The sequence below is a fragment of the Bradyrhizobium sp. UNPF46 genome (assembly GCF_006658625.1).
Classification (GTDB): domain Bacteria; phylum Pseudomonadota; class Alphaproteobacteria; order Rhizobiales; family Xanthobacteraceae; genus Bradyrhizobium; species Bradyrhizobium nitroreducens.
On the sequence record NZ_LFJB01000085.1, the window covers coordinates 47,389 to 68,978 of the forward strand.

A 21,590-nucleotide genomic window follows, 5' to 3' on the forward strand; every position below is an offset into this window, starting at 1 on the left:
GCCCTCGCTGCGATGCCGCAAATTTCGGCAGCGATTTGCGCCAAGTTCAATTACATCGTTGCTCCGAGCACCCAGGGCGCGAACTCGGCGCCGCCGAAATCGAAACTCTCGCTCTTGGTCGGCTGTCCCGAAGCCGTCTTGAGAATGAGATCGAAGATGCGCTGGCCGCATTCCTGCACACTCTCCTCGCCTTCGAGGATGGTGCCGCAATTGACGTCCATGTCCTCTTCCATGCGCTTGTACATCGGCGTGTTGGTGGCAAGCTTGATCGAGGGCGCCGGCTTGCAGCCGAACACGCTGCCGCGGCCGGTGGTGAAGCAGACGAGATTGGCGCCGCCGGCGACCTGGCCGGTCGCAGCGACCGGATCGTAGCCGGGCGTATCCATGAAGACGAAACCCTTCTTGGTGATGGGCTCGGCGTAGCGCAGCACCTCGACGAGATTGGTGGTGCCGGCCTTCGCCATCGCGCCGAGCGACTTCTCCAGGATGGTGGTGAGGCCGCCGGCCTTGTTGCCTGGGCTCGGATTGGCGTTCATCTCGGCACCTTCGCGCGCCGTGTATTCGTCCCACCAGCGCATCAGGTCGACCAGCTTCTCGCCGACCTCGCGGCTGACGGCGCGACGCGTCAGGAGATGCTCGGCCCCATAGGTCTCCGGCGTCTCCGACAGGATCACGGTACCGCCGTGGCGCACGATGAGGTCGCTGGCCGCTCCAAGCGCGGGATTGGCCGACACGCCGGAATAGCCGTCCGAACCGCCGCATTGCAGAGCGACCGTGAGCTCGCTCGCCGGCACGGATTCGCGCTTGACCTTGTTGGCGTCAGCCAGCGCCTCGCGCACGAAGGCGATGCCGGCTTCTACGGTCTTGCGGGTGCCGCCGACCTCCTGGATGTCCATCGCGCGCAGGCGTCCCGCGAGCTTCTGCTCTTCCATGAGACCGCCGATCTGGTTCACCTCGCAGCCGAGCCCGAGCACGATGACGTGGGAGAAATTGACGTGCCGCGCGTAGCCGCCGAGCGTGCGGCGGAGCAGCGCCAGCGGCTCGTTCTGCGTCATGCCGCAGCCGGTCTTGTGGGTGAGTGCGACCACGCCGTCGACATTGGGGAATTCGGCCAGCGGATTATCGCCGGTGAATGGATTCTTCTTGAAGACGTCGGCGACGAGGCTCGCGACATGCGCGCTGCAATTCACCGAGGTGAGGATGCCGATGTAGTTGCGCGTGGCGACGCGGCCGTCCGGGCGGCGGATGCCCTCGAAGGTCGCCGGCAGGTCGAAATTCGGCGTCGGCTTGACGTCGGCGCAATAGGCATAGTCCTTGGCGAAATCGCCCATGCCGATGTTCTGCACATGGACGTGCTGGCCCGGCGCGATGGCCTGGGTCGCAAAGCCGATGATCTGGCCGTAGCGGATGACAGGCTCGCCCACCAAGAACGGCTTGATCGCGACCTTGTGGCCGGAGGGAATGCGCTCGACCGTGGTCACGCCGTCGGCCACCACCGTTCCCGGCGGCAGGCTGGCGCGCGCGATCAGCACGCCATCATCGGGATGCAGGCGGATGACGGGGCTGATGGTCATGGGAGGTCTCCAAAAAGCGAATCGTGAGTAGCGAGTGCGAATGGAAAAGGGGAGCAGCGCTATTCGCTACTCCCCATTCCCCATTCGCGAGTTTCTTAGGCCTTGCCGCCGGAATCCTTGCGGGTCGCGTTGACCTGCATCTTGGCGTAGGTCGTCATCAGGCCGACCTCGTTCGAGAGCGTCACAAGCTTGAAGCCCATGTTGATGGCGCGTGCCGCGCCTTCGGCGCCGCTGCAATGGATGCCCGGGTTGAGACCGCGCTTGCCGCACTCCTTGATGATCTTCTCGTAGATCGCGAGGATCTCGGGCTCAGAGCGATCGAGCTTGGGCTCGAGGCCGTAGGAGAAGCCGAGATCGGACGGTCCGATATAGACGCCGTCGATGCCCTCGACGTCGAGGATGGCTTCCATGTTCTCGACCGCGGTCTTGGTCTCCATCATCGGCAGCAGGATGGTGTCGGCGTTCGCGGTCTTCTGATACGAGCCCGCGGTGCCGTACATGCCGGCGCGGATCGGGCCGTTGGAGCGCACGCCCTGCGGCGGATATTTCGAATAGGAGACGAGGTTCTTCGCCTCCTGCGGCGTGTTGACCATCGGGCAGATCACGCCATAGGCGCCGCCGTCGAGCACCTTGCCGATGATGCCGGGCTCGTTCCAGGGCACGCGGACCATCGGGGTCACGGGATGCTTGTCCATGGCCTGGAAGCACTGCACCATCGACAGATAGTCCTGCACGCCATGCTGCATGTCGACGGTGACGCTGTCGAAGCCGCATTGCGCGATCATTTCGGCCGAGAAGCCGGAGGGAATTGCGAGCCACGCGTTGACCACGGCCTTGCCCGACTTCCAGATTTCCTTGACCTTGTTCGCCACGTTGCCTTCCTTCTTTGTTGTTTGGACCGTGTTATTTGGACCAGCGTCACCACGACGAGCGCCGCGACAGCACGAACCTGCTGTTACCGCGAACCGGGCCGCCGCGCTACGCTCGCAATGACGCAACGCCCATGCGGCCGCCTTCTGGCGCCGGGAATCGGCGCCTGATCGACCGCCAGCCCGGGCCACTATTTGCGCGAAAATGCGCATTCATGTCCATGGCTTGCGGCACCCGGACGTGCATATCTGCTGTCACTCCTCGGAACTTGCCTCCTCGGCGCCGCCGAGCTCCGCAAGACTCTGTTCGAGCGCGCCCAGCATGTCCTGCAATTCGGCGAGCTTGCGCGCGCCAAAGCGCCGCGTGATCTCGGCATAGATCGCCTCCGAGGTGGGCGCGACCGACGCCATCAGCTTCACCCCCTCCTTCGAGATCGAGACCATGCTGCGGCGCTGGTCCGCTTTTGCCGTCTTGCGTTCGATCAGATGGCGCGCCTCGAGATCGCGCAGGATGCGCGACAGGCTCGGCCCGAGCAGGAACGCAGTGCGCGCCAGTTCCGTGACCTCGACCGCTTCGATCGCCGCCAGCGCACGCAGGATGCGCCATTGCTGCTCGGTCAGGCCGTGCTCGCGCAGCGAGGGGCGAAACTGCCGCATCACCGCCTCGCGCGCCCGCAGCAGCGACATCGGCAGCGAGCGCGAGAAATCGCGCATCGGCACCTGCCTTGCGACAGGTTCTGCGGCAGGGGCGCTTCCGTTGGCTGGATCAGCCGGTCTCTTCACCATGACGCCCTTTCAAACCGCGAAACGTTTGCAGTGCAGCAAGCCGAAATTGTGTTTGACGCATTCACTTAACATGTTAAGTATTTCGCGGCACCCCAATTTGTAAGATCACAAATGGCGCTTTCCAACGACGATATCCAAGCTTGCGCGCGGCGTCTGCACCAGGCGGAGAAGACCCGCACGCAGATCCGCCAGCTCTCGCAGGATTTTCCCGAGATCACCATCGCCGATGCCTACGCGATTCAGAAGGCCTGGGTCGACGTCAAGATCGCGGAGGGGCGCCTCGTCAAAGGCCACAAGATTGGCCTGACCTCGAAGGCGATGCAGAGCGCGCTCAACATCGACGAGCCGGATTCCGGCGTGCTGCTCGACGACATGTTCTTCGCCGATGGCGGGATCGTTCCGACCGAGCGCTTCATCGCGACGCGTGTCGAGGCCGAGCTCGCCTTCGTCATGAGCAAGCGGCTCGCAGGCCCCGACTGCACCCTGTTCGACGTGCTCAACGCCACCGATTTCGTGGTGCCGGCGCTGGAGATCCTGGACACGCGGATCGAGCGCGTCGATCCCAAGACGAAGGCGACGCGCAAGATTTTCGACACCATCGCCGACAACGCGGCCAATGCCGGCATCGTGCTCGGTGGACGGCCGATCCGCCCGCTCGACGCCGACCTGCGCTGGATCGGCGCGCTGTGCTTCAAGAACGGCCAGCTCGAGGAGACCGGCCTTGCCGCCGGCGTGCTCAATCATCCCGCCACCGCCGTCGCCTGGCTCGCCAACAAGATCGCGCCGTTCGGCCTTGCGCTGGAGCCCGGACAGGTCGTGCTCGCGGGCTCCTTCATCCGTCCGATCGAGACCCGCAAGGGCGACACAATTCAGGCCGACTATGGCGCCTACGGCTCGGTCAGCTGCTACTTCGCGTAAAGCAACAAGACGACACAGGGAGTGAAACCGCGATGCCGCATTTCACGATCGAATATTCGGCCAATCTCGACAGCCGTCTCGATATGAAGCTGGTCTGCGAGGTCGTGCGCAAGGCGGCGGTCGAGACCGGCATCTTCCCGCTCGGCGGCATCCGCGTCCGCGCTGTCAGGTGCGAGCACTATGCGATCGCCGACGCACGGCAGGACTACGGCTTTCTCGACATGGTGCTGCGCATCGGCGAGGGCCGCGACCTTCCCACGCGCCAGAAAGCCGGCGAGCACGTCTTCCAGGCGCTCTCGAAGCATCTCGATCCCGTCTTCGCCGCCAGCAAGTTCGCTTTGTCGTTCGACATGCAGATCAACGACAAGGACACCAGCTGGAAGCGCAACAACATCCACGACGCCCTGAAAACGGAAGCTGCCCATGGATAAGCCCAGCCCGAAAGCCGATGTGTTCCAGGCCAACCGCGATCGCGCCGCACCGCTCCTGAAGTCGCTGCGTGCCGACGGCATCGGTCACATGATCGACGGCAAGATCGTCGCCTCGATTTCCGGCGAGACCTTCGAGACCAGGTCGCCGGTGGATGGCGCGGCGCTCGCCAGTGTCGCGCGCGGCAATGCGGAGGATATCGACGCGGCGGCGACGGCCGCCTCGCTCGCCTTCAAATCCTGGCGCGACATGGGCCCGGCGATGCGGAAGAAGCTGCTGCATCGCGTGGCCGACGCGATCGAGGACAATGCCGAGGACATCGCGGTGCTCGAATGCATCGACACCGGGCAGGCCTATCGCTTCATGGCCAAGGCGGCGATCCGCGCCGCCGAGAATTTCCGTTTCTTCGCCGACAAATGCGCGGAGGCGCGCGACGGCCTCAACACGCCGAGCGACGAGCACTGGAACATCTCGACGCGCGTGCCGATCGGCCCGGTCGGCGTGATCACGCCGTGGAACACGCCGTTCATGCTCTCGACCTGGAAGATCGCCCCGGCGTTGGCGGCCGGCTGCACCGTCGTGCACAAGCCGGCGGAGTGGTCGCCGGTGACGGCGTCCATTCTGGCCAGGCTGGTCAAGGAGGCCGGCGTGCCCGACGGCGTGCTCAACACCGTGCACGGCTTCGGCGAGGAGGCCGGCAAGGCGCTGACCGAGCACCCCGCCATCAAGGCGATCGGCTTCGTCGGCGAAAGCGCGACGGGCTCGGCGATCATGGTTCAGGGCGCGCCGACCCTGAAGCGCGTGCATTTCGAGCTCGGCGGCAAAAATCCCGTCATCGTGTTCGACGACGCCGATCTCGACCGCGCGCTCGATGCCGTCGTGTTCATGATCTACTCGCTCAACGGGGAGCGCTGCACCTCGTCCAGCCGCCTGCTGATCCAGCAGAGCATCGCCGACAAGTTCATCGAAAAGCTGACCGCGCGCGTGAAGGCGCTGAAGGTCGGCCATCCCCTCGATCCCACAACCGAGATCGGGCCGCTGATCCACGAGCGGCATCTTGCAAAGGTCTGCTCCTATTTCGACGTCGCGCGGCAGGACGGCGCAACCATCGCGGTCGGCGGCAAGGCCCATGACGGCCCGGGCGGCGGACATTATGTCGAGCCGACCTTGGTCACCGGCGCGAACGGCAGGATGCGCGTGGCGCAGGAGGAGGTGTTCGGCCCCTTCCTCACCGTGCTGCCCTTCAAGGACGAGGCTGACGCGATCGAGATCGCCAACGACATCCGCTATGGCCTCACCGGCTATGTCTGGACCAACGACGTCGGCCGCGCCTTGCGCGTGGCGGACGCGCTCGAGGCCGGCATGATCTGGCTGAATTCGGAAAACGTCCGCCATCTGCCGACGCCGTTCGGCGGCATGAAGGCCTCCGGCATCGGCCGCGACGGCGGCGATTATTCGTTCGACTTCTACATGGAAACCAAGCACGTCTCGCTGGCGCGGGGCACGCACAAGATTCAGAGGCTGGGAATTTGAGTCGTTCCGGGGCGCGCGACGCGCGTGTCCGGAATCCATTCATCCACCAACTCTGCTGCGCGATGGATTCCGGGTTCGGCTCTGCGAGCCGCCCCGGAATGACAGGACCGAGGGGAAACGCCAATGCCCATACCACAACATATCTTCGAGCCGCCGTTCAACATCATCCGCTCCAGCCACGTCGTGCTCGACGTCACCGATCTGAAGCTGAGCCGCGAGTTCTACGAGACCACCGTCGGCCTGCATGTCGAGGATGCCGACGACAAGGTCGTGTATTTGCGCGCGGCCGAGGAGCACCAGCATCACTCGCTGGTGTTGCGGAAGGCCGCGGCGCCCGCCTGTAACAGGCTCGGCTTCAAGGTCGGCAATGACAAAGACCTCGACAAGGCTGCCGCGTTCCTGTCCGAGAACGGTCTGAGCTACGCCTTCGTCGACCAGCCGTTCCAGGGCCGCACCCTGCAGTTCACCGATCCCTTCGGCTTCCAGATCGAGCTTTATGCGGCGATGGACAAGCGCCCGCATCTGCTGCGCCGCTACGATCTCTACAGGGGCTGCCACCCGCAGCGGCTCGACCATTTCAACGTGTTCGCCGCCGAGGTGCAGGACACCGTCGATTTCTACGCGCGGCTCGGCTTCCGCCTCACCGAATACGCCGAGGAGGATGGACCGAACGGCCGTATCGCAGCGGCCTGGATGCATCGCAAGGGCAACGTCCACGACTTCGCCATCACCAACGGCAAGGGCCCGCGCCTGCATCATTTCGCCTACTGGACGCCGACGGCGATGAACATCATCCATCTCTGCGACGTCATGGCTTCGCAGGGCTTCGTGAAGAACATCGAGCGCGGCCCCGGACGCCACGGCATCTCGAACGCGTTCTTCCTCTATGTGCGCGACCCTGATGGCCACCGGCTCGAGCTCTACACCAGCGACTATTTCACCGGGGATCACGACCACGAACCGCTGCGCTGGTCGCTGCGCGATCCGCGCCGCCAGACGCTGTGGGGCGCCCCCGCCCCGCGCTCCTGGTTCGAGCAGGGCTCGCCGTTCACCGGCCAGGCCGTGCGCGAGCCGAAATTCGTGGCCGACGTGCTGGTGGCGGATTGATGCTCGCGAGAACCTCTCAGGCCGTCGTCCCTGCGAACGCAGGGACCCATAACCACAGGACGTGGTTTGGTGAAGACTGGTCGTTCGGTACGGCCGGCGACCACATCGTTAGATCGCGCGGTATGGGTCCCTGCGACAGGAGAGATTGCCGATGAAGCTCCCTCGCCTCGCCACCTATTCCGTCAAGGGTGACGTCAGCTACGGTGCCGTCCTGGAGGGCGGCATCGTCGACCTCTCCGGGCGTTACGCAAAGCACTATCCGACGCTGCGCGAGGTGATCGCGGCCGGCAAGCTCATCAGCCTTGCCGAGGAAGCCGCGGGCCGCAAGCCGGACCACGCGCTGACCGACATCACCTGGCTGCCGCCGGTGCCCGCGCCGGAAAAGATCATCTGCATCGGCGTCAACTACCCTGATCGCAACGCCGAGTACAAGGACGGCCAGGAGGCGCCGAAATATCCGAGCATGTTCATGCGCTCGCCCCGCTCCTTCGTCGGCCACGACACGCCGCTGGTGCGCCCGCGCGCCTCCGCTCAGCTCGATTATGAGGGCGAGATCGTGCTGGTCGTCGGCAAGGCGGGCCGCCACATCCCGGAGAGCAGCGCGCTCGACCACATCGCCGCGCTCACGCTCTGCAACGAAGGCTCGGTGCGCGACTGGCTGCGCCACGCCAAATTCAACGTCACGCAAGGCAAGAACTTCGATTCCAGCGGCAGCCTCGGCCCGTGGCTGGTGCCTTACACGCGGGAATCGCAGATCGCCGACATCAGGCTCACCACCCATGTCAACGGCGAGCTCAGGCAGGACGATCGCACCAGCCGGCTGATGTTTCCGTTCCGCTATCTCTTGAACTATATCTCGACCTTCGCAACCCTCGTCCCCGGCGATATCATCGTCACGGGCACGCCGACCGGCGCCGGCGCCCGGTTCGATCCGCCGCGTTACCTGAGGCCCGGCGACGTCGTCGAGGTCGCCGCCGAGGGCATCGGCTTGTTGCGCAACGGTGTCGTCGACGAAGCCTGACCAAAAAAATCGAAGTGGAATGATGCAATGACCACCCTCACCGGCGGCGAAGCGATCGTAAGCGGCCTTGTCGCCCATGGCGTCGACACCGTGTTTGGCCTGCCGGGCGCGCAGGTCTACGGGCTGTTCGACGCCTTCCACCAGGCCCAGCTCAAGGTGATCGGCGCACGGCACGAGCAGGCCTGCGGCTACATGGCGTTCGGCTATGCCCGCTCCAGCGGCAGGCCCGGCGTGTTCAGCGTGGTGCCCGGCCCCGGCGTGCTCAACGCCAGTGCGGCGCTGCTGACCGCGTTCGGCTGCAACGAGCCGGTGCTGTGCGTCACCGGCCAGGTGCCGACGTCATTCCTCGGCAAGGGCCGCGGCCATCTGCACGAAATGCCGGACCAGCTTGCGACCTTGCGCACCTATGTGAAATGGGCCGACCGGATCGAATATCCCGCCAACGCGCCGACGGTCGTCGCGCGCGCCTTCCAGGAGATGATGTCGGGCCGGCGCGGCCCCGCTTCGGTCGAGATGCCCTGGGATATCTTCACACAGCGCGCCGCAACGGCGGCAGCTCCGGTGCTGGAGCCGCTGCCGGCGCCGCAGCCTGACCCTGACATGATCAAGCAGGCCGCAGCCCTCATCAAGAACAGCAAGGCGCCGATGATCTTCGTCGGCAGCGGCGCGATCGAAGCAGGCGAGGAAATCCTCGAGCTCGCCGAGATGATCGATGCGCCCGTCGTCGCCTTCCGCAGTGGTCGCGGCATCGTCTCCAACGCCCATGAGCTCGGGCTCACCATGGCCGCCGCCTACAAGCTATGGCCGAGCACCGATCTCATGATCGGCATCGGCACGCGGCTCGAGCTGCCGACCATGTCGCGCTGGCCGTATCTGCCCCCTGGCCTGAAAAGCATCCGCATCGACATCGATCCGGTCGAGATGCGACGGTTCATCTCGGATACCGCCATCGTCGCCGATGCGAAGTCCGCAACCGCAGATCTCGCTGCCGCCGTCAGCAGGGCCGGTTACAGCAAGATGGCCGGCCGCCGCGCAACCATTCGTGACGCCAGCGCGGCGGCGCAGCAGGAGATCCAGCGCATCCAGCCGCAGATGGCCTATCTCAACATCCTGCGCGAGGTGCTGCCGGCGAATGCGATCGTCACCGATGAGCTCTCGCAATTCGGCTTCGCCTCCTGGTACGGCTTTCCGATCTACCAGCCGCGTACCTTCATCACCTCGGGCTACCAGGGCACGCTCGGCTCGGGCTTCCCGACCGCGCTCGGGGCCAAGGTCGCCAATCCCGACAAGCCGGTGGTGGCGATCACCGGCGACGGCGGCTTCATGTTCGGCGTGCAGGAGCTCGCCACCGCCGTTCAGTTCAACATCGGCGTGGTGACGCTGGTGTTCAACAACAACGCCTACGGCAATGTCCGCCGCGACCAGCGCGAACGCTTCGACGGCCGCGTGGTGGCCTCGGATCTCGTCAATCCGGATTTCGTCAAGCTGGCGGAGTCCTTCGGCGTCGCGGCCGCGCGCGTCACTGCGCCGGACCAGTTCAAGGCCGCGATGGAGAAGGCGCTCGCGCATGGCGGGCCGTATCTGATCTCGGTCGAGGTGACCAGGGATTCGGAAGTCAGCCCCTGGGCGTTCATCCACCCGCCGAAGCCTTGACGTGAGCAACGCCCTGTAGCTGGGCCGCCGCGATCACGAGCAGGCCCGCGCCTGCGACCGACCAGCAGGCGACCGGCGCCCAGTGCAGCAGCGGTGCGTAGTCCGGCATCTTCTGCAGGCCGCCGGCGACGGCCGCCATCCGCGCGAAGGTGCCGAGCGCGAGTGCGGAGAACACGAGGCCGGTGACCTTGCCCTCCGCGCCGGTCGAGCCGATCGCAAGCGCCGCGGAGATCGCACTCATGAGCATGCAGCCCCAGGCGGCGCCGGCGAGGAATTGAGCGGCGATCAGGCTATTGAGGCTGCCGGCAAGCTCGGCCGCCGCGATCGCGACCGCGCCGAGCAACCCGGCAGCGCCCATCACGATCAGGCCGCCGCGGTGCTTGACGACGAGGCTCGCCGGAAACATCGCGATGTTGAAGCCGATCCAGAACACCGGCATCAGCCATTGCAGCTCACCGGCTGCGGCGAACCGCAGATAGGACGGCGCGCTGTTCATGGCAAAGTGCAGCTGATAGCCGAGCGCCAGCGCCACCATCGCGACGATGAAGGCGATCGGCACGAGGCCGAGCGGTTTGGCCGCTTCGGCCGGCGTCGGCGGCGAGGTGTCGCGCGCCACCTCAAACTCGACCCGCGACAACCCGAGTGCCGTCAGCAGCAGCACGGCGCTGGAGATCACGAAGGGCAGCCGCGCGTCATGCTCGCGCAGCACGACGCCGAGATAGGGCGAGACCGCGCCGGCGACGCCATAGCCCAGCATGGCCAGCGCGGCGAGGAACGGCACCTGTGGCTTTGCGCGATATTTGCCGAGCAGGGTCAGCGGCGGGGCGCGCAGGGCCGACGACGTGATCGACCAGACCACGATCAGCGCGATCAACGGGGCCTGCGCGCCCGCGCCGATCCCGGCCACGAAGGGCATTGCGACGAAGGCCGCGCAGGAGATCGCCGCCAGCACGCCGACGAACAGGCCGAGCCTGCCGGCGAAGGGCGCAATCCTGTCGGCGGCGATTCCCATCGCGGTGTCGGCGATGGTGAAGATGGCCTGGTCCAGCATCAGGATGAGGATCACCGCCGCCGGCGCGATGCCGACATCGGCTGCGAGCTTCGGCAGATAGACGACATAAGTCGTCCAGCCCAGCGTGAACACCAGTTGCAGCACGGCGAGATAAAGTCCCGTGCGAGTTGCGCGTTTGCTCGCGCCGGTCGAGACCTCTGTCGTCGTCATGTCGCCGCCTCCCCCTCGCCGAAGCTTAGACGATGGACAGGCGCGAAGGAACCGCTTCAGGCCACCTTGCGGAACGTCAGATTGATCCGTTTCCGACCGAGCAGCGGATGCTCGCCGTCGGCGAGCGGTGCCACGCCGTGATAGGCGAGCCGGCTGGCACCGCCCCAGACGACGACATCGCCATGCACCAGCCGGAAGCGGCGCGGCTTGTCGCTGCGTGCCATGCCGCCGAACAGGAAGGTCGCGGGCAGGCCGAGCGAGACCGAGACGATCGGCGCGTTGAAATCCAGCTCGTCCTTGTCCTGATGCAGCGACAGCCGGGTGCCGGGCTCGTAGCGGTTGACGAGGCAGGCATCGGGGGCGAAGTTTGCGAAGCCGCCCTGCTCCGCTGCGCGCAAGGCCAGATCGCGGAGCACCGGCGGCATCGCCGGCCACGGCGCGCCGGTGCGGGGATCGATGGGATCGTAGCGATAGCCGGTATGGTCGGTAATCCAGCCGCGCTCGCCGCAATTGGTCATCGCCACCGACATCAGGTGGCCGCCGGGCGTGGTCATGCGGCGGAATGGCGATTGCGCCACGGCCGCGCGGACCGCTTCGATCAGCTCGCTCTCGATCGGCCTGACGAAGCCGCGCAGCAGCACGGCGCCGTCGGCGATCTCCTCGCGCGACGGCTGCGCCTCGGCGACGCTGTCGAACAGATCACCCGTCAATCGCAGCGCTCATTTGGCATCATGAAAGATCACACCCAGCGTGTGGCGCTGGCCGGACCTGATCCTGCTGACGCCATGGCGCAGATTAACGCGGTAGGTGCCGCGTGTCCCCTGCACCGGGCGATGATGCACAGCGAAGGCCACCGCATCGCCCTGCGCCAGCGGCACCACCTCGGCGCGCGACTGCATGCGCGGGCGTTGTTCCGTCAGCACGAATTCGCCGCCGGTGAAATCGCGGCCGGGCTCGGAGAGCAGGATCGCGACCTGGAGCGGGAACACGTGCTCGCCATAGAGATCCTGATGCAGGCAGTTGTAGTCGCCGGCCTCATATTGCAGCAGCAGCGGCGTCGGCCGCGCCTGCCCGGCGTCGTGACAGCGCGTCAGGAACGCCGCATGTTCGGCTGGATAACGGATATCGATCCCCATCGCCTCGTTCCAGCGGTTGGCGATGCCTTGCAGATGCGCGTAGAGAGCCGGGCGCAGCTGCGCGATCAGGTCGGGCAGCGGGTAGGCGAAATATTTGTATTCACCGCGGCCAAAACCGTGGCGGCCCATGACGACGCGGCTGCGGAAGTGCGTGTCGTCCGGATAGAGCGCGGCGATGGCGCCGCATTGCCCGGGCGTGAGCAGGCCCTTCAGGACGGCGCAGCCCTGGGTGTCTAGCTCGGAGGTGATTTGGGGCCAGCCCAGGGCATCAACGTGGGCAGCGAGGTCGGTCGCCTCATCGACAGCGGGGGCACGTTTCGCAATTGCCATAGCGGTCATCCTGTCCACTATTGTCATTCCGGGGCGCGACGCCGTCGCGAGCCCGGAGTCCATTCATCCACCAACCTTGCGGCTCGATGGATTCCGGGCTCGCGCCCAAATGGGCGCGCCCCGGAATGACGGCAGTGGGTGTGGCAGATCATGGTTCGAACAACCACCCGATTTCCGCGAGACCGCGCCGCCCCAATTCCGTCTGGTTCCACCGCGAGGTTGTACGCACTCCGTCCCGCTCCTTCAGCCTGCACGCGATGCGCAAATTCTTCGTCGTTGCTGCCAAGACCGCGTTGGTCCTGCTCTCGCTCGGTGTCGCGGGCTTGCTGGCCATCTTCGCCTGGCTGGTCTGGCACTACGGTTACAACATCGGCCTTCCGACCGAAGCCCAACTCGCGTCGGTTTCATCGACAGGCCCGGCGTGCAGGAACGATCCCAAGCAGCCCACCATTCCCCTCGCCGATATCCCGCCCCTGCTCCGAAAGGCGGTAACCGCTTATGAGCAACCGGACTTCTACGACGCCTGGTCGTTGAATCCGATCGTCGAGATCGCGCTGGGCCTGGGTACCGGCCACGGCCCGAGACCGGCCGGCATCACGCAATCTGTCACGAACTGCCTAAAATTGCTCAGTCCGGGGCATGACCGGCAGATGGATCCGATCGCGACGATCTACTTCATGCAGCGCGTCACCCGCAGCCTGTCCCGGGACAGGATCCTCGAGATCTACCTCAATGAGAGCTATCTGGGTCGCGGTGCATATGGCGTGGCGGCCGGGGCCGAGGCCTACTTTGGAAAGGCGCTCGCGGACCTCGATATCGACGAAGTCGCGTTTCTCATGACGCGCGCACGACAGCCGTCCCCCAATCGAACATTCGACACTCGCTCACGAGATTACGCCATCGATCGCATGCAGACGGCTGGATTGATCGGCGATACCCAGGCGGCAGTGGCCAAGAGCCGGCCGCTACTGCTGAGGGAAGCACCGGGCGCTCAAGCCAAGCCCGTCAATCAATGACGACGCCGCTCACCCCCGCACCGGCAGCGTCACCACGTCGTACCCATGCTTGATCGTCCGCTTCAGCACGGGATCCTCCAGCTCGAACTCGAACCGCTCCGCCGGGCGGATGCCGCCCTTGGCCGCGAAGGTGCCGCCGAACATGGCGCAGCCGTCGGGGAATTTTCCGCCTTCGAAGCCGCGCGCGATGAGGTCCTTGACCGGCAGCATCGCGTCCAGCGTGCCCTCCTGGTAGAGCACGCGCTCGCCCTTGATGGTGGCGTAGGAGCGCAGGATCATCTTGTCCCAGTGGCCGATGACGTCCTCCAGCTCCCACAGCGTCGAGGCGATCGGCTTGTCGCACATCTGCTTGGAGACCGTGACGTTGTAGGCCTCGACCTTGCGGTCGGTATGATCGGAGCCGCAGCCGACGAAGATGCGGCCCTGCCAGCCGATCAGCACGAATTCGACTTCACCCGACGAGTCGCCGCCGCAGCATTCGATGCTGTCGTCCTGGGTGAGCCGCCGGGCCGAGGCACGGTAGTAGATCGGCGTCGAGGCCGGCGGGGCGATGCCCATCTCCTGCAGCTCTTTGATGTGCTTGTCGCGCGCGACGGGGTCGCGGCCGGTCCAGCCGGCGATGACCATCTGGTCGATCGCCAGCGTCAGTGGCGTGGTGGTGTCCTGGGCGTCGACGGTGAAAGTGAGGTCAAACACGAATGACGGCCCCCATGCCGGCAGCAAGCTCGAAGATACGACGGTCCGAGCCGCCCGCCCCCGCCAGCATCAGGCCGACGGGAATTTCGCCCTCGCGATGCGCGGGCAGCGAGATGGCGCAGCCGTCGATCATGTTGATCAGGGTGCAATTGCGCAGCGCGCGCAAATTCTGGGTGGTGAAGGCCTTGTCGTCGGCAAGGTCGGCGATCTTCGGCGGCGTGTTGGCGGTGGTCGGCAGCACCAGGGCGTCATAGGGCGCGATGCGTGCATTGACGCGGGCGATCAGCGAGCGGCGCTCGTTGAGCAGATCGATGTAGTCGGCCGCGCTCTGCGCCTCGCCGCGCAGGATGCGGACGGAGACGCGGGGATCGTAGACGTCGCCCTTGGACGTGATGAGATAGCGGTGCCAGGCGTAGCTCTCGGAGGCCGCAAAACCGCCCTTGGCATTCATCGGCCCGATATCGTGGAATTCCGCCATCTCGATGCGGTCGATGATGGCGCCGTGGTCGGAAAGCGATTTCAGCGCGCGCTCGAAGGTCTCGGCGACCTCCGCATCGAGATCGTCGAGCGCGATCGTGGTCGGCACCGCCAGCCGCATGCCCTTCACGGGACGCGGCTTCAGGGCAACGATCGGCTCATTCGCCAGCACGGCGTCGAGAATGGCACAGCAGCTGACCGATCGCGCCAGCGGCCCGATGCTGTCGAGCGAGAACGACAGCGGCACGGCGCCATCGAGCGGCACGCGCCGCTGCGTCGGCTTGTAGCCGACAATGCCGTTGAAGGCCGCCGGAATGCGGCAGGAGCCGCCGGTGTCGGTGCCGAGCGCGCCATGCGCCATGCCGTCGAGCACGGAGACCGCGGCGCCCGATGACGAGCCGCCGGGCACGTGGCCCTCGGCCCGGTTCCAGGCGCCTTTGGGTGTACCAAAGTGCGGATTGATGCCGATGCCCGAATAGGCGAACTCGGTCATGTTGGTGCGGCCGATCAGGACGAAGCCGGCCTTGCGCAGCCGCGCCACCGTCGCGGCGTCGTGCTCGGCCGCCGGGGAATCGTCGAGCGCGCGGGAGCCGGCGCGCGTCACCTGGCCCCTGATGTCGAACAGATCCTTGATCGAGATCGGGATGCCGGCATAACGCGACGGCGCCGCCTTGACCTTGCGCAAGCCGTCCATCGCATCCGCCGCCGCGAGCGCGGCGTCCTTGTCGACATGGATGAAGACCCGCTGCCCTTCGCCGGCAGGGTCGGCGATCCTGGCAATGCACGCCTCGACCAGCTTTCGGGAGGTCGTGCGGCCGCTTTCGAGGTCTTCGGCGAGCTTCGCCAGTGTCGGAAAATCGGGCATGTCTGTCTCACGGAATATTGTCGCGCGCAATCTATAGCGCTGGCTCAGTTCGACACAAGCATTGTGCGCATGATGGCATGCATGCACATTGCTGGACCGTTGACGCGCCATGGTCGATTGTCGCATCAAGGTCGAAATAGGCGGGCGTAAAGCCTGTCCCCTGGGAGGGTCTTCCGACATGGCCGAACCGCAGCGCGCGCGACCGAAACCGACGCCGGAGACCCAGCATTTCTGGGACGGCACCAAAGCCGGCGAACTGCGCCTGCAGCGCTGCGACGCCTGCGCGCATGTCTACTTTCCGCCGCGGCCATTCTGTCCGTCCTGCGCCTCGCGCAAGGTCAGCATCTTCAAGGCGAGCGGCAAGGGCTTCCTCTACAGCTACGTGATCAACCACCGTCCCGCCGCACCCGGCTTCACGCCACCTTATGCGATCGCCGTGGTGGAGCTCGACGAGGGGCCGCGGATGATGAGCAACATCATCGACTGCCCGCAGACGCCCGAGGCGCTCGAGCTCGACATGAAGCTCGAGGTGGCTTTCCAGGCGCTCGACGACAAGATCACCCTCCCCGTGTTTCGTCCGGCGAAGGGATAAGCCATGCGCAGGAATCAGGTTGCCGTCGTCGGCGCGGCCGAGACCACCGAGCTCGGTGTCATCCCCAACGCCTCGCAGCTCCAGCTCCACGCGGATGCAGCGCTCAATGCCATTGCGGACGCCGGGCTGAAGCTCTCCGACATCGACGGCTTCGCCACCGCGGTCGAAACGCCGCAGCAGGTCTGCCACTATCTCGGCATCAAGCCGACCTGGGTGGACGGCACCTCGGTCGGCGGCTGCTCGTTCATGCTGCACGTCCGCCACGCGGCCGCGGCGATCGAGGCCGGCCTGTGCAAGACGGTGCTGATCACCCATGCCGAGAGCGGCAAGTCGATGATCGGCAAGCTGCCGCGCTCGACGCCGCCGGACAGCCTCAACGGCCAGTTCGAGGCGCCCTACGGCGTCTACGGCCCGCCCAGCATGTTCCCGATTCCCGTGCTGCGCTTCATGAAGACCTACGGCATCACGCACGAGCAACTGGCCTCGGTGGCCGTGGTACAGCGGGAATGGGCGGCGAAGAATCCGCGGGCGATGATGAAGGACCCGATCACGGTCGCCGACGTCCTCAACTCGCGCATGATCGCCTATCCGTTCCGGCTGCTGCAATGCTGCCTCGTCACCGATGGCGGCGGTGCGCTGATCCTGACCTCGGCGGACAGGGCCAAGGACTTTCCGCGCAAGCCCGTCTACGTCATGGGCACCGGGGAGAGCGTGGAAACTCCGATGGTCAGCCAGATGGAGACGTTCAACTCCTCGCGCGCGTTCAAGACCGCGGGGCCGCTGGCCTTCAAGGAAGCCGGCATCGCGCACGGGGACGTCGACCATCTCATGATCTACGATGCGTTTGCGCATCTTCCGCTGTTCGGCCTCGGCGATCTCGGCTTCATGCCGCATGAGGAGACCGGCCAGTTCATCGCCGAGGGCAATACGCGGCCCGGCGGCAAGCTGCCGCTCAACACCAATGGCGGCGGACTCTCCTACATGCATTCGGGCATGTACGGCATGTACGCGCTGCAGGAGAGTGTGCGCCAGATGCGCGGCATCGCGCCGGCGCAGGTGCCAAACGCGAAGATTTCGGTATGTCATGGTGTCGGCGGCATGTTCGCGGCGAGTGGCACGATCGTGTTTACGAACGAGAGGTAGGGCTGCGCCAGCAACACAAGTGTCGTCATTGCCGGGCTTGACCCGGCAATCCATCCTCTTCCGAAGATGGATGCGCGGGTCAGGCCCGCGCATGACGAGTTGGGTTTGGCGCGGCCGCAGGGACAACAACGGAGCGGCTAACATGAGCAAATCACTGCAGGACAAGGTCATCATCGTCACCGGCGCAGGCCGCGGCATCGGGCGCGAGATTGCGCTGCTGTGCGCCGGCGAAGGCGCCAAGGTCGTGGTCAACGATCCCGGCGGCGCTGCCGACGGCGCCGGCTCGAACGCCGCTCCGGCCGAAGAGGTGGTCGAGGAGATCAAGAAGCGCGGCGGCACGGCGGTTGCCAATTTCGAAAGCGTCGCGGAAGCAATTCCCGCCAGCAAGATCGTCAAGACCGCGACCGATGCGTTCGGCCGGCTCGACGGCGTCGTCAACAATGCCGGCATCCTGCGCGACATGATCTTCCACAAGATGAGCGTGGAGGCGTTCGAGGCCGTCATCAAGGTGCATCTGATGGGCTCGTTCTACGTCTCTCACGCCGCGGCGCGCATCTTCCGCGAGCAGGAATCGGGCTCCTTCGTGCACTTCACCTCGACCTCGGGCCTGATCGGCAATTTCGGCCAAGCCAACTACGCCGCCGCCAAGCTCGGCATCGTCGGCCTCTCGAAGTCGATCGCGCTCGACATGGGCCGCTTCAACGTCCGCTCCAACTGCGTCTCGCCGTTCGCCTGGACGCGCATGATCGGAACCATCCCGACCGAGACCGACGCCGAGAAGGCGCGGGTCGAGAAGATCAAGCAGATGGGTCCCGAAAAAATCGCCCCGCTCTGCGGCTATCTGATCTCCGATGCCGCCAAGGACGTCACCGGGCAGATCTTCGGCGTGCGCATGAACGAGATCTTCCTGTTCAGCCAGAACCGGCCGATCCGCTCGGTACAGCGGAGCGAAGGCTGGACGCCGCAATCGATCGCGGAGCACGGCATGCCGGCGCTGAAGGGCTCGTTCTACAAGCTCGACCGCTCCGCCGACATCTTCACTTGGGATCCGGTCTGATCCGTCGCAATATTTCTCCGTCATGGCCGGGCTTGTCCCGGCCATCCACGTCTTGAGATGCGGCACGAAGTACGTGGATGCCCGGGACAAGCCCGGGCATGACGACTGAGCGTATCGCGCGCATAGCGCACTACCCCGTATTCCTCAACCCCGCCGAGATCCCGTTGATCGTCAGCTGAATCCCGCGCAGCACCTGCTCGTCCGGGTTCTGCGCGCGATGCTCTTTCAGCAGCTCGACTTGCACGTGGTTGAGCGGATCGAGATAGGGGAAGCGATGGCGCACGGAGCGCTCCAGCAGCGGATTGCCCTGCAGCAGCCGGTCCTGCCCCATGATGTCCAGCAGCGTCTCGATCGAGGCGTGCCATTCGCGGCGGATGCGGCCGAAGATTTTTTCGCGCAACGCCTCGTCCGGCACGAGCTCGGCATAGCGCGAGGCGATCGCGATCGAGCTTTTGGCGAGCACCATGTCCATGTTCGAGAGCAGCATGCGGAAGAACGGCCATTCCCTGTAGAGCTCTTTGAGGAACGGCATGCCCTTGTCGGGATGCTGCGCGATCCACTGCTCGACCGCGCTGCCGAAGCCGTACCAGCCCGGCAGCATCAGGCGGCACTGCGCCCAGGAGAACACCCAGGGAATGGCGCGCAAATCCTCGATCGCGCGCGTCTTCTTGCGCGAGGCCGGACGGCTGCCGATGTTCAGCGTCGCGATCTCGTTGATGACGGTCGAAGCCCAGAAATAATCGACGAAGCCGTCGGTCTCGTAGACGAGGCCGCGATAGGCTTTGAACGCGAGGTTCGACAATTCGTCCATCGCGGTCAGATATTCGCGGCGCGGGGCGCTCTGGCGCGGATGCAACAGGCTCGCCTCCAGCGTCGCAGCCGCGAGAATCTCCAGGTTGTTGCGACCGACCTCGGCGTTGGAATATTTCGACGAGATGATCTCGCCCTGCTCGGTGATGCGGATCTGGCCGTTCACCGCGCCGCCGGGCTGCGCGATGATGGCGTCATAGCTCGGCCCGCCGCCGCGGCCGACAGAGCCGCCGCGGCCGTGAAACAGGCGCAAGCGCACGTGATGTCGCTCGAACACCTCGACGAGGTTGATCTCGGCCTTGTAGAGCTCCCAGCCCGAGGTGACGAAGCCGCCGTCCTTGTTCGAGTCGGAATAGCCGAGCATGACCTCCTGCACGCTGCCGCGGCTGTCGACGAGGCGACGGTAATCGTGCAGCGACAGCATGCGGTCCATGACGACACTGGAGGCCTGCAGGTCCTCGATGGTCTCGAACAGCGGCACGATGTTGATGGCGCTGCGCCCGGACGGATGGACGAGGCCGACCTCCTTCAACAATACCGCGACCTCGAGCATGTCGGACATGCCCTTGCACATCGAGATGATGCATTGGGGAATGGCGTCCGCGCCGAACATCGCATGCGCTTCCGCGGCGGCATGGAACACGTTCAGCTCGCCCATGGTCTCGTCGCTGTATTTGACGAAGGGCGAGACCAGCGAGCGCGGGCTGCGCAGTTCGTTGGTCAGAAGCGAAATGCGCGCGTCCTCGCCGAGCGCGAGATAGGACATGCCGGGATTGGCGGCGTCCATTAGCTCGGCAATGGTGCGCTCATGCACCGCCGAGTTCTGGCGGATGTCGAGCCGCGCCAGATGGAAGCCGAAACAGTCGACCGCGCGCCGCAACAGCCTCAAGCGGCCCCGGGCGATGACGCGGGCGTTGTTGGAGATCAGCGAGCGGTGCAGCACGTCGAGATCGGCCTGCAGCTCCTTGACGCTGCCGTAGGGCTCGCCCTTGCCGACCGGCCGGCGCGTGATCTCGACCCGCAGCTTTTCCGCCGTCGCGGTGAGGCGGGCATAGATGCCGGAAACCGCCAGGCGATACGGCTCGCCGCTCCGGTGCGGCGAGGTGTCGGGCGAGCGCTCCGCCAGCTTGCGCAGCTCCTCGGAGACGTCGGCCAGGTGCGCCGCGATCGACAGTTCCGAGCCGAGCACGTGCAGCTCGTTGAGATAGAATTGCATGACCCGGCTCGACTGCAGCCGCAACGTGCCGCGCATCACGTCGGCGGTGACGAAGGGATTGCCGTCGCGGTCGCCGCCGATCCAGCTACCCATGCGCAGGAACGAGGCGAGCTCGCCGGCGGCCTGCTCGCCGCCCTCCTCCAGCCGGTCTTCCAGCGCGTTGACGAGGCGCGGCACCTCGCGCAGAAAGGTGTAGTCGTAGAACGACAGGCCGTTGGCGACCTCGTCCAGCACGGTGAGCTTGGTGCGGCGGAGCAGATTGGTCTGCCACAGCGTCAGCACCTCGCGGCGAAGCTGCTCGTCGCTGGCATCGGCCTCCTCGGCGGTGAGGGCCACGCGCTCGCGGCGGTCGAGCAGGTGCGCGACCTCCATCTCACGGTCCATGGTGCTCTTGCGGCGGACCTCGGTCGGATGCGCGGTCAGGACCGGGCTGACCAGCGCGGACTTGAAGAAGCTGCGGAGCTGATCGGGGCCGATGCCCGCCGCCTTGGCATGGGCGAGCGTTTCCGCCAGCACGCCGGAGCCGCCGCGCGCTCCAGTGTCCTTGCCCGCGCTGCGGGCGCGCATCTGGCGGATGTTGTTCTGGTCCTCGGCAATGTTGGCGAGATGGGAAAAATAGCTGAAGGCGCGGACGATCCGCACCGTCTCCGAGATCGACATGCTGTCGAGGATCTGCTCGAGCTCGCGGCGGGCCAGCCGGTCCTCGTCGCGGTGGAACCTGATCGAGGTCTGCCGGATGCGCTCGACCAGGTCGAACAATTCCTCGCCTTCCTGGTCGCGCACGGTGTCGCCGAGGATGCGCCCGAGCAGGCGGATGTCGTCGCGCAGCCGCGTATCGGCCTCCAGCGCCTGGGCATCCTCAGGACGGTTGGCGCGTTGGTCGGGGCTTTCGGACGATACGGTCTGGAGGGACATGGTTCGCTCCTCTTCAAGAGCTCCTTGCGGCTCCCCGGCCCGGAGGAGTGTGCGATATTTTTCTACCGCAACGCAAGATGAACTTGGTGGCGGCGCACACTGGCGCCGCTTGTGTCCCGGACGCGCTGCAACGCCCCTTAGCGTTGCTGCGCAGAGCCGGCAACTGTTATGTTGACGGTGCGACCTTATAGATTTTTCGGTCGCGCAGCATAGCGTTGAGGATGG

At 65.6% G+C, this 21,590-nt stretch carries 19 protein-coding genes; 10 read left to right on the forward strand and 9 right to left on the reverse strand.

Features of this window, described 5'->3' with window-relative positions:
* Nucleotides 1–50: 50 nt before the first annotated feature.
* The 3 genes from UNPF46_RS30665 to hpaR all read right to left on the reverse strand — a co-directional run bounded on the left by UNPF46_RS30665 (nucleotide 51) and on the right by hpaR (nucleotide 3,229).
* Nucleotides 51–1,574, reverse strand: coding sequence for a UxaA family hydrolase (locus tag UNPF46_RS30665; protein WP_100178927.1), 1,524 nt, complete (start codon nucleotides 1,572–1,574; stop codon nucleotides 51–53).
* A 95-nt stretch (nucleotides 1,575–1,669) separates the two neighbouring features.
* Nucleotides 1,670–2,446: an HpcH/HpaI aldolase family protein gene (locus UNPF46_RS30670; RefSeq protein ID WP_100178928.1), complete on the reverse strand. Its 777-nt coding sequence runs from the start codon at nucleotides 2,444–2,446 to the stop codon at nucleotides 1,670–1,672.
* Nucleotides 2,447–2,698: 252 nt separating this feature from the next.
* Nucleotides 2,699–3,229 carry a homoprotocatechuate degradation operon regulator HpaR gene (hpaR, locus tag UNPF46_RS30675; RefSeq protein WP_100178929.1) on the reverse strand — a complete coding sequence of 177 codons (531 nt, stop codon included), beginning with the start codon at nucleotides 3,227–3,229 and terminating at the stop codon, nucleotides 2,699–2,701.
* A 111-nt stretch (nucleotides 3,230–3,340) separates the two neighbouring features.
* Between hpaR and hpaH the strand changes: the two genes are divergently transcribed.
* From hpaH to UNPF46_RS30705, 6 genes are all read left to right on the forward strand, one after another.
* Nucleotides 3,341–4,147 carry a 2-oxo-hept-4-ene-1,7-dioate hydratase gene (gene hpaH, locus UNPF46_RS30680; RefSeq protein WP_142252485.1) on the forward strand — a complete coding sequence of 269 codons (807 nt, stop codon included), beginning with the start codon at nucleotides 3,341–3,343 and terminating at the stop codon, nucleotides 4,145–4,147.
* Nucleotides 4,148–4,179: 32 nt separating this feature from the next.
* Nucleotides 4,180–4,578: a 5-carboxymethyl-2-hydroxymuconate Delta-isomerase gene (locus tag UNPF46_RS30685; protein WP_142252486.1), complete on the forward strand. Its 399-nt coding sequence runs from the start codon at nucleotides 4,180–4,182 to the stop codon at nucleotides 4,576–4,578.
* Nucleotides 4,571–6,109: a 5-carboxymethyl-2-hydroxymuconate semialdehyde dehydrogenase gene (gene hpaE, locus UNPF46_RS30690; RefSeq protein WP_100178932.1), complete on the forward strand. Its 1,539-nt coding sequence runs from the start codon at nucleotides 4,571–4,573 to the stop codon at nucleotides 6,107–6,109. Before UNPF46_RS30685 ends, hpaE begins: the two co-directional genes overlap by 8 nt.
* A gap of 123 nt (nucleotides 6,110–6,232) precedes the next feature.
* On the forward strand, nucleotides 6,233–7,216 hold the full coding sequence (hpaD, locus tag UNPF46_RS30695; RefSeq protein ID WP_142252487.1) for a 3,4-dihydroxyphenylacetate 2,3-dioxygenase: 984 nt from the start codon (nucleotides 6,233–6,235) through the stop codon (nucleotides 7,214–7,216).
* Between the two features lie 151 nt (nucleotides 7,217–7,367).
* Nucleotides 7,368–8,237, forward strand: a complete 870-nt coding sequence (locus UNPF46_RS30700; protein WP_142252488.1) for a fumarylacetoacetate hydrolase family protein — start codon at nucleotides 7,368–7,370, stop codon at nucleotides 8,235–8,237.
* Nucleotides 8,238–8,264: 27 nt separating this feature from the next.
* Nucleotides 8,265–9,890 carry a thiamine pyrophosphate-dependent enzyme gene (locus UNPF46_RS30705; protein ID WP_142252489.1) on the forward strand — a complete coding sequence of 542 codons (1,626 nt, stop codon included), beginning with the start codon at nucleotides 8,265–8,267 and terminating at the stop codon, nucleotides 9,888–9,890.
* Here UNPF46_RS30705 and UNPF46_RS30710 read toward each other — a convergent pair.
* Genes UNPF46_RS30710 through UNPF46_RS30720 form a run of 3 tightly spaced genes read right to left on the reverse strand, consistent with a single transcriptional unit; the run spans nucleotide 9,868 to nucleotide 12,578 of the window.
* Nucleotides 9,868–11,112 (reverse strand): MFS transporter, encoded by a 1,245-nt coding sequence (locus tag UNPF46_RS30710; RefSeq protein WP_142252490.1) that lies wholly within the window; start codon nucleotides 11,110–11,112, stop codon nucleotides 9,868–9,870. The genes UNPF46_RS30705 and UNPF46_RS30710 overlap by 23 nt on opposite strands.
* A gap of 56 nt (nucleotides 11,113–11,168) precedes the next feature.
* On the reverse strand, nucleotides 11,169–11,822 hold the full coding sequence (gene alkB, locus UNPF46_RS30715) for a DNA oxidative demethylase AlkB (RefSeq protein WP_100178937.1): 654 nt from the start codon (nucleotides 11,820–11,822) through the stop codon (nucleotides 11,169–11,171).
* A gap of 9 nt (nucleotides 11,823–11,831) precedes the next feature.
* Entirely contained in the window at nucleotides 11,832–12,578 is a 747-nt protein-coding gene (locus UNPF46_RS30720) for a 2OG-Fe(II) oxygenase (RefSeq protein ID WP_142252497.1), read from the reverse strand.
* A gap of 125 nt (nucleotides 12,579–12,703) precedes the next feature.
* Between UNPF46_RS30720 and UNPF46_RS30725 the strand changes: the two genes are divergently transcribed.
* A complete protein-coding gene (locus tag UNPF46_RS30725) occupies nucleotides 12,704–13,594 on the forward strand; it encodes a transglycosylase domain-containing protein (RefSeq protein WP_246668766.1) in 891 nt (296 codons plus the stop codon).
* A 9-nt stretch (nucleotides 13,595–13,603) separates the two neighbouring features.
* Here the strand turns inward: UNPF46_RS30725 and UNPF46_RS30730 are convergent, their stop codons facing one another.
* Together UNPF46_RS30730 and UNPF46_RS30735 are read right to left on the reverse strand one after the other, a co-directional pair.
* Complete coding sequence (locus UNPF46_RS30730) at nucleotides 13,604–14,290, reverse strand: DUF2848 domain-containing protein (RefSeq protein ID WP_142252491.1); 687 nt, start codon at nucleotides 14,288–14,290, stop codon at nucleotides 13,604–13,606.
* Nucleotides 14,283–15,632: an amidase gene (locus tag UNPF46_RS30735; RefSeq protein ID WP_142252492.1), complete on the reverse strand. Its 1,350-nt coding sequence runs from the start codon at nucleotides 15,630–15,632 to the stop codon at nucleotides 14,283–14,285. The genes UNPF46_RS30730 and UNPF46_RS30735 overlap by 8 nt, the downstream gene beginning before the upstream one ends.
* A gap of 178 nt (nucleotides 15,633–15,810) precedes the next feature.
* Here UNPF46_RS30735 and UNPF46_RS30740 point away from each other — a divergent pair, with 178 nt between their 5' ends.
* The 3 genes from UNPF46_RS30740 to UNPF46_RS30750 all read left to right on the forward strand — a co-directional run bounded on the left by UNPF46_RS30740 (nucleotide 15,811) and on the right by UNPF46_RS30750 (nucleotide 18,424).
* Nucleotides 15,811–16,224 carry a Zn-ribbon domain-containing OB-fold protein gene (locus UNPF46_RS30740; RefSeq protein ID WP_100178942.1) on the forward strand — a complete coding sequence of 138 codons (414 nt, stop codon included), beginning with the start codon at nucleotides 15,811–15,813 and terminating at the stop codon, nucleotides 16,222–16,224.
* Between the two features lie 3 nt (nucleotides 16,225–16,227).
* Complete coding sequence (locus UNPF46_RS30745; RefSeq protein ID WP_142252493.1) at nucleotides 16,228–17,367, forward strand: thiolase C-terminal domain-containing protein; 1,140 nt, start codon at nucleotides 16,228–16,230, stop codon at nucleotides 17,365–17,367.
* Between the two features lie 142 nt (nucleotides 17,368–17,509).
* Nucleotides 17,510–18,424: an SDR family oxidoreductase gene (locus tag UNPF46_RS30750; protein WP_142252494.1), complete on the forward strand. Its 915-nt coding sequence runs from the start codon at nucleotides 17,510–17,512 to the stop codon at nucleotides 18,422–18,424.
* A gap of 130 nt (nucleotides 18,425–18,554) precedes the next feature.
* Here UNPF46_RS30750 and ppc read toward each other — a convergent pair whose 3' ends face one another.
* Nucleotides 18,555–21,365 (reverse strand): phosphoenolpyruvate carboxylase, encoded by a 2,811-nt coding sequence (gene ppc, locus UNPF46_RS30755; RefSeq protein WP_142252495.1) that lies wholly within the window; start codon nucleotides 21,363–21,365, stop codon nucleotides 18,555–18,557.
* Nucleotides 21,366–21,590 lie beyond the last annotated feature (225 nt).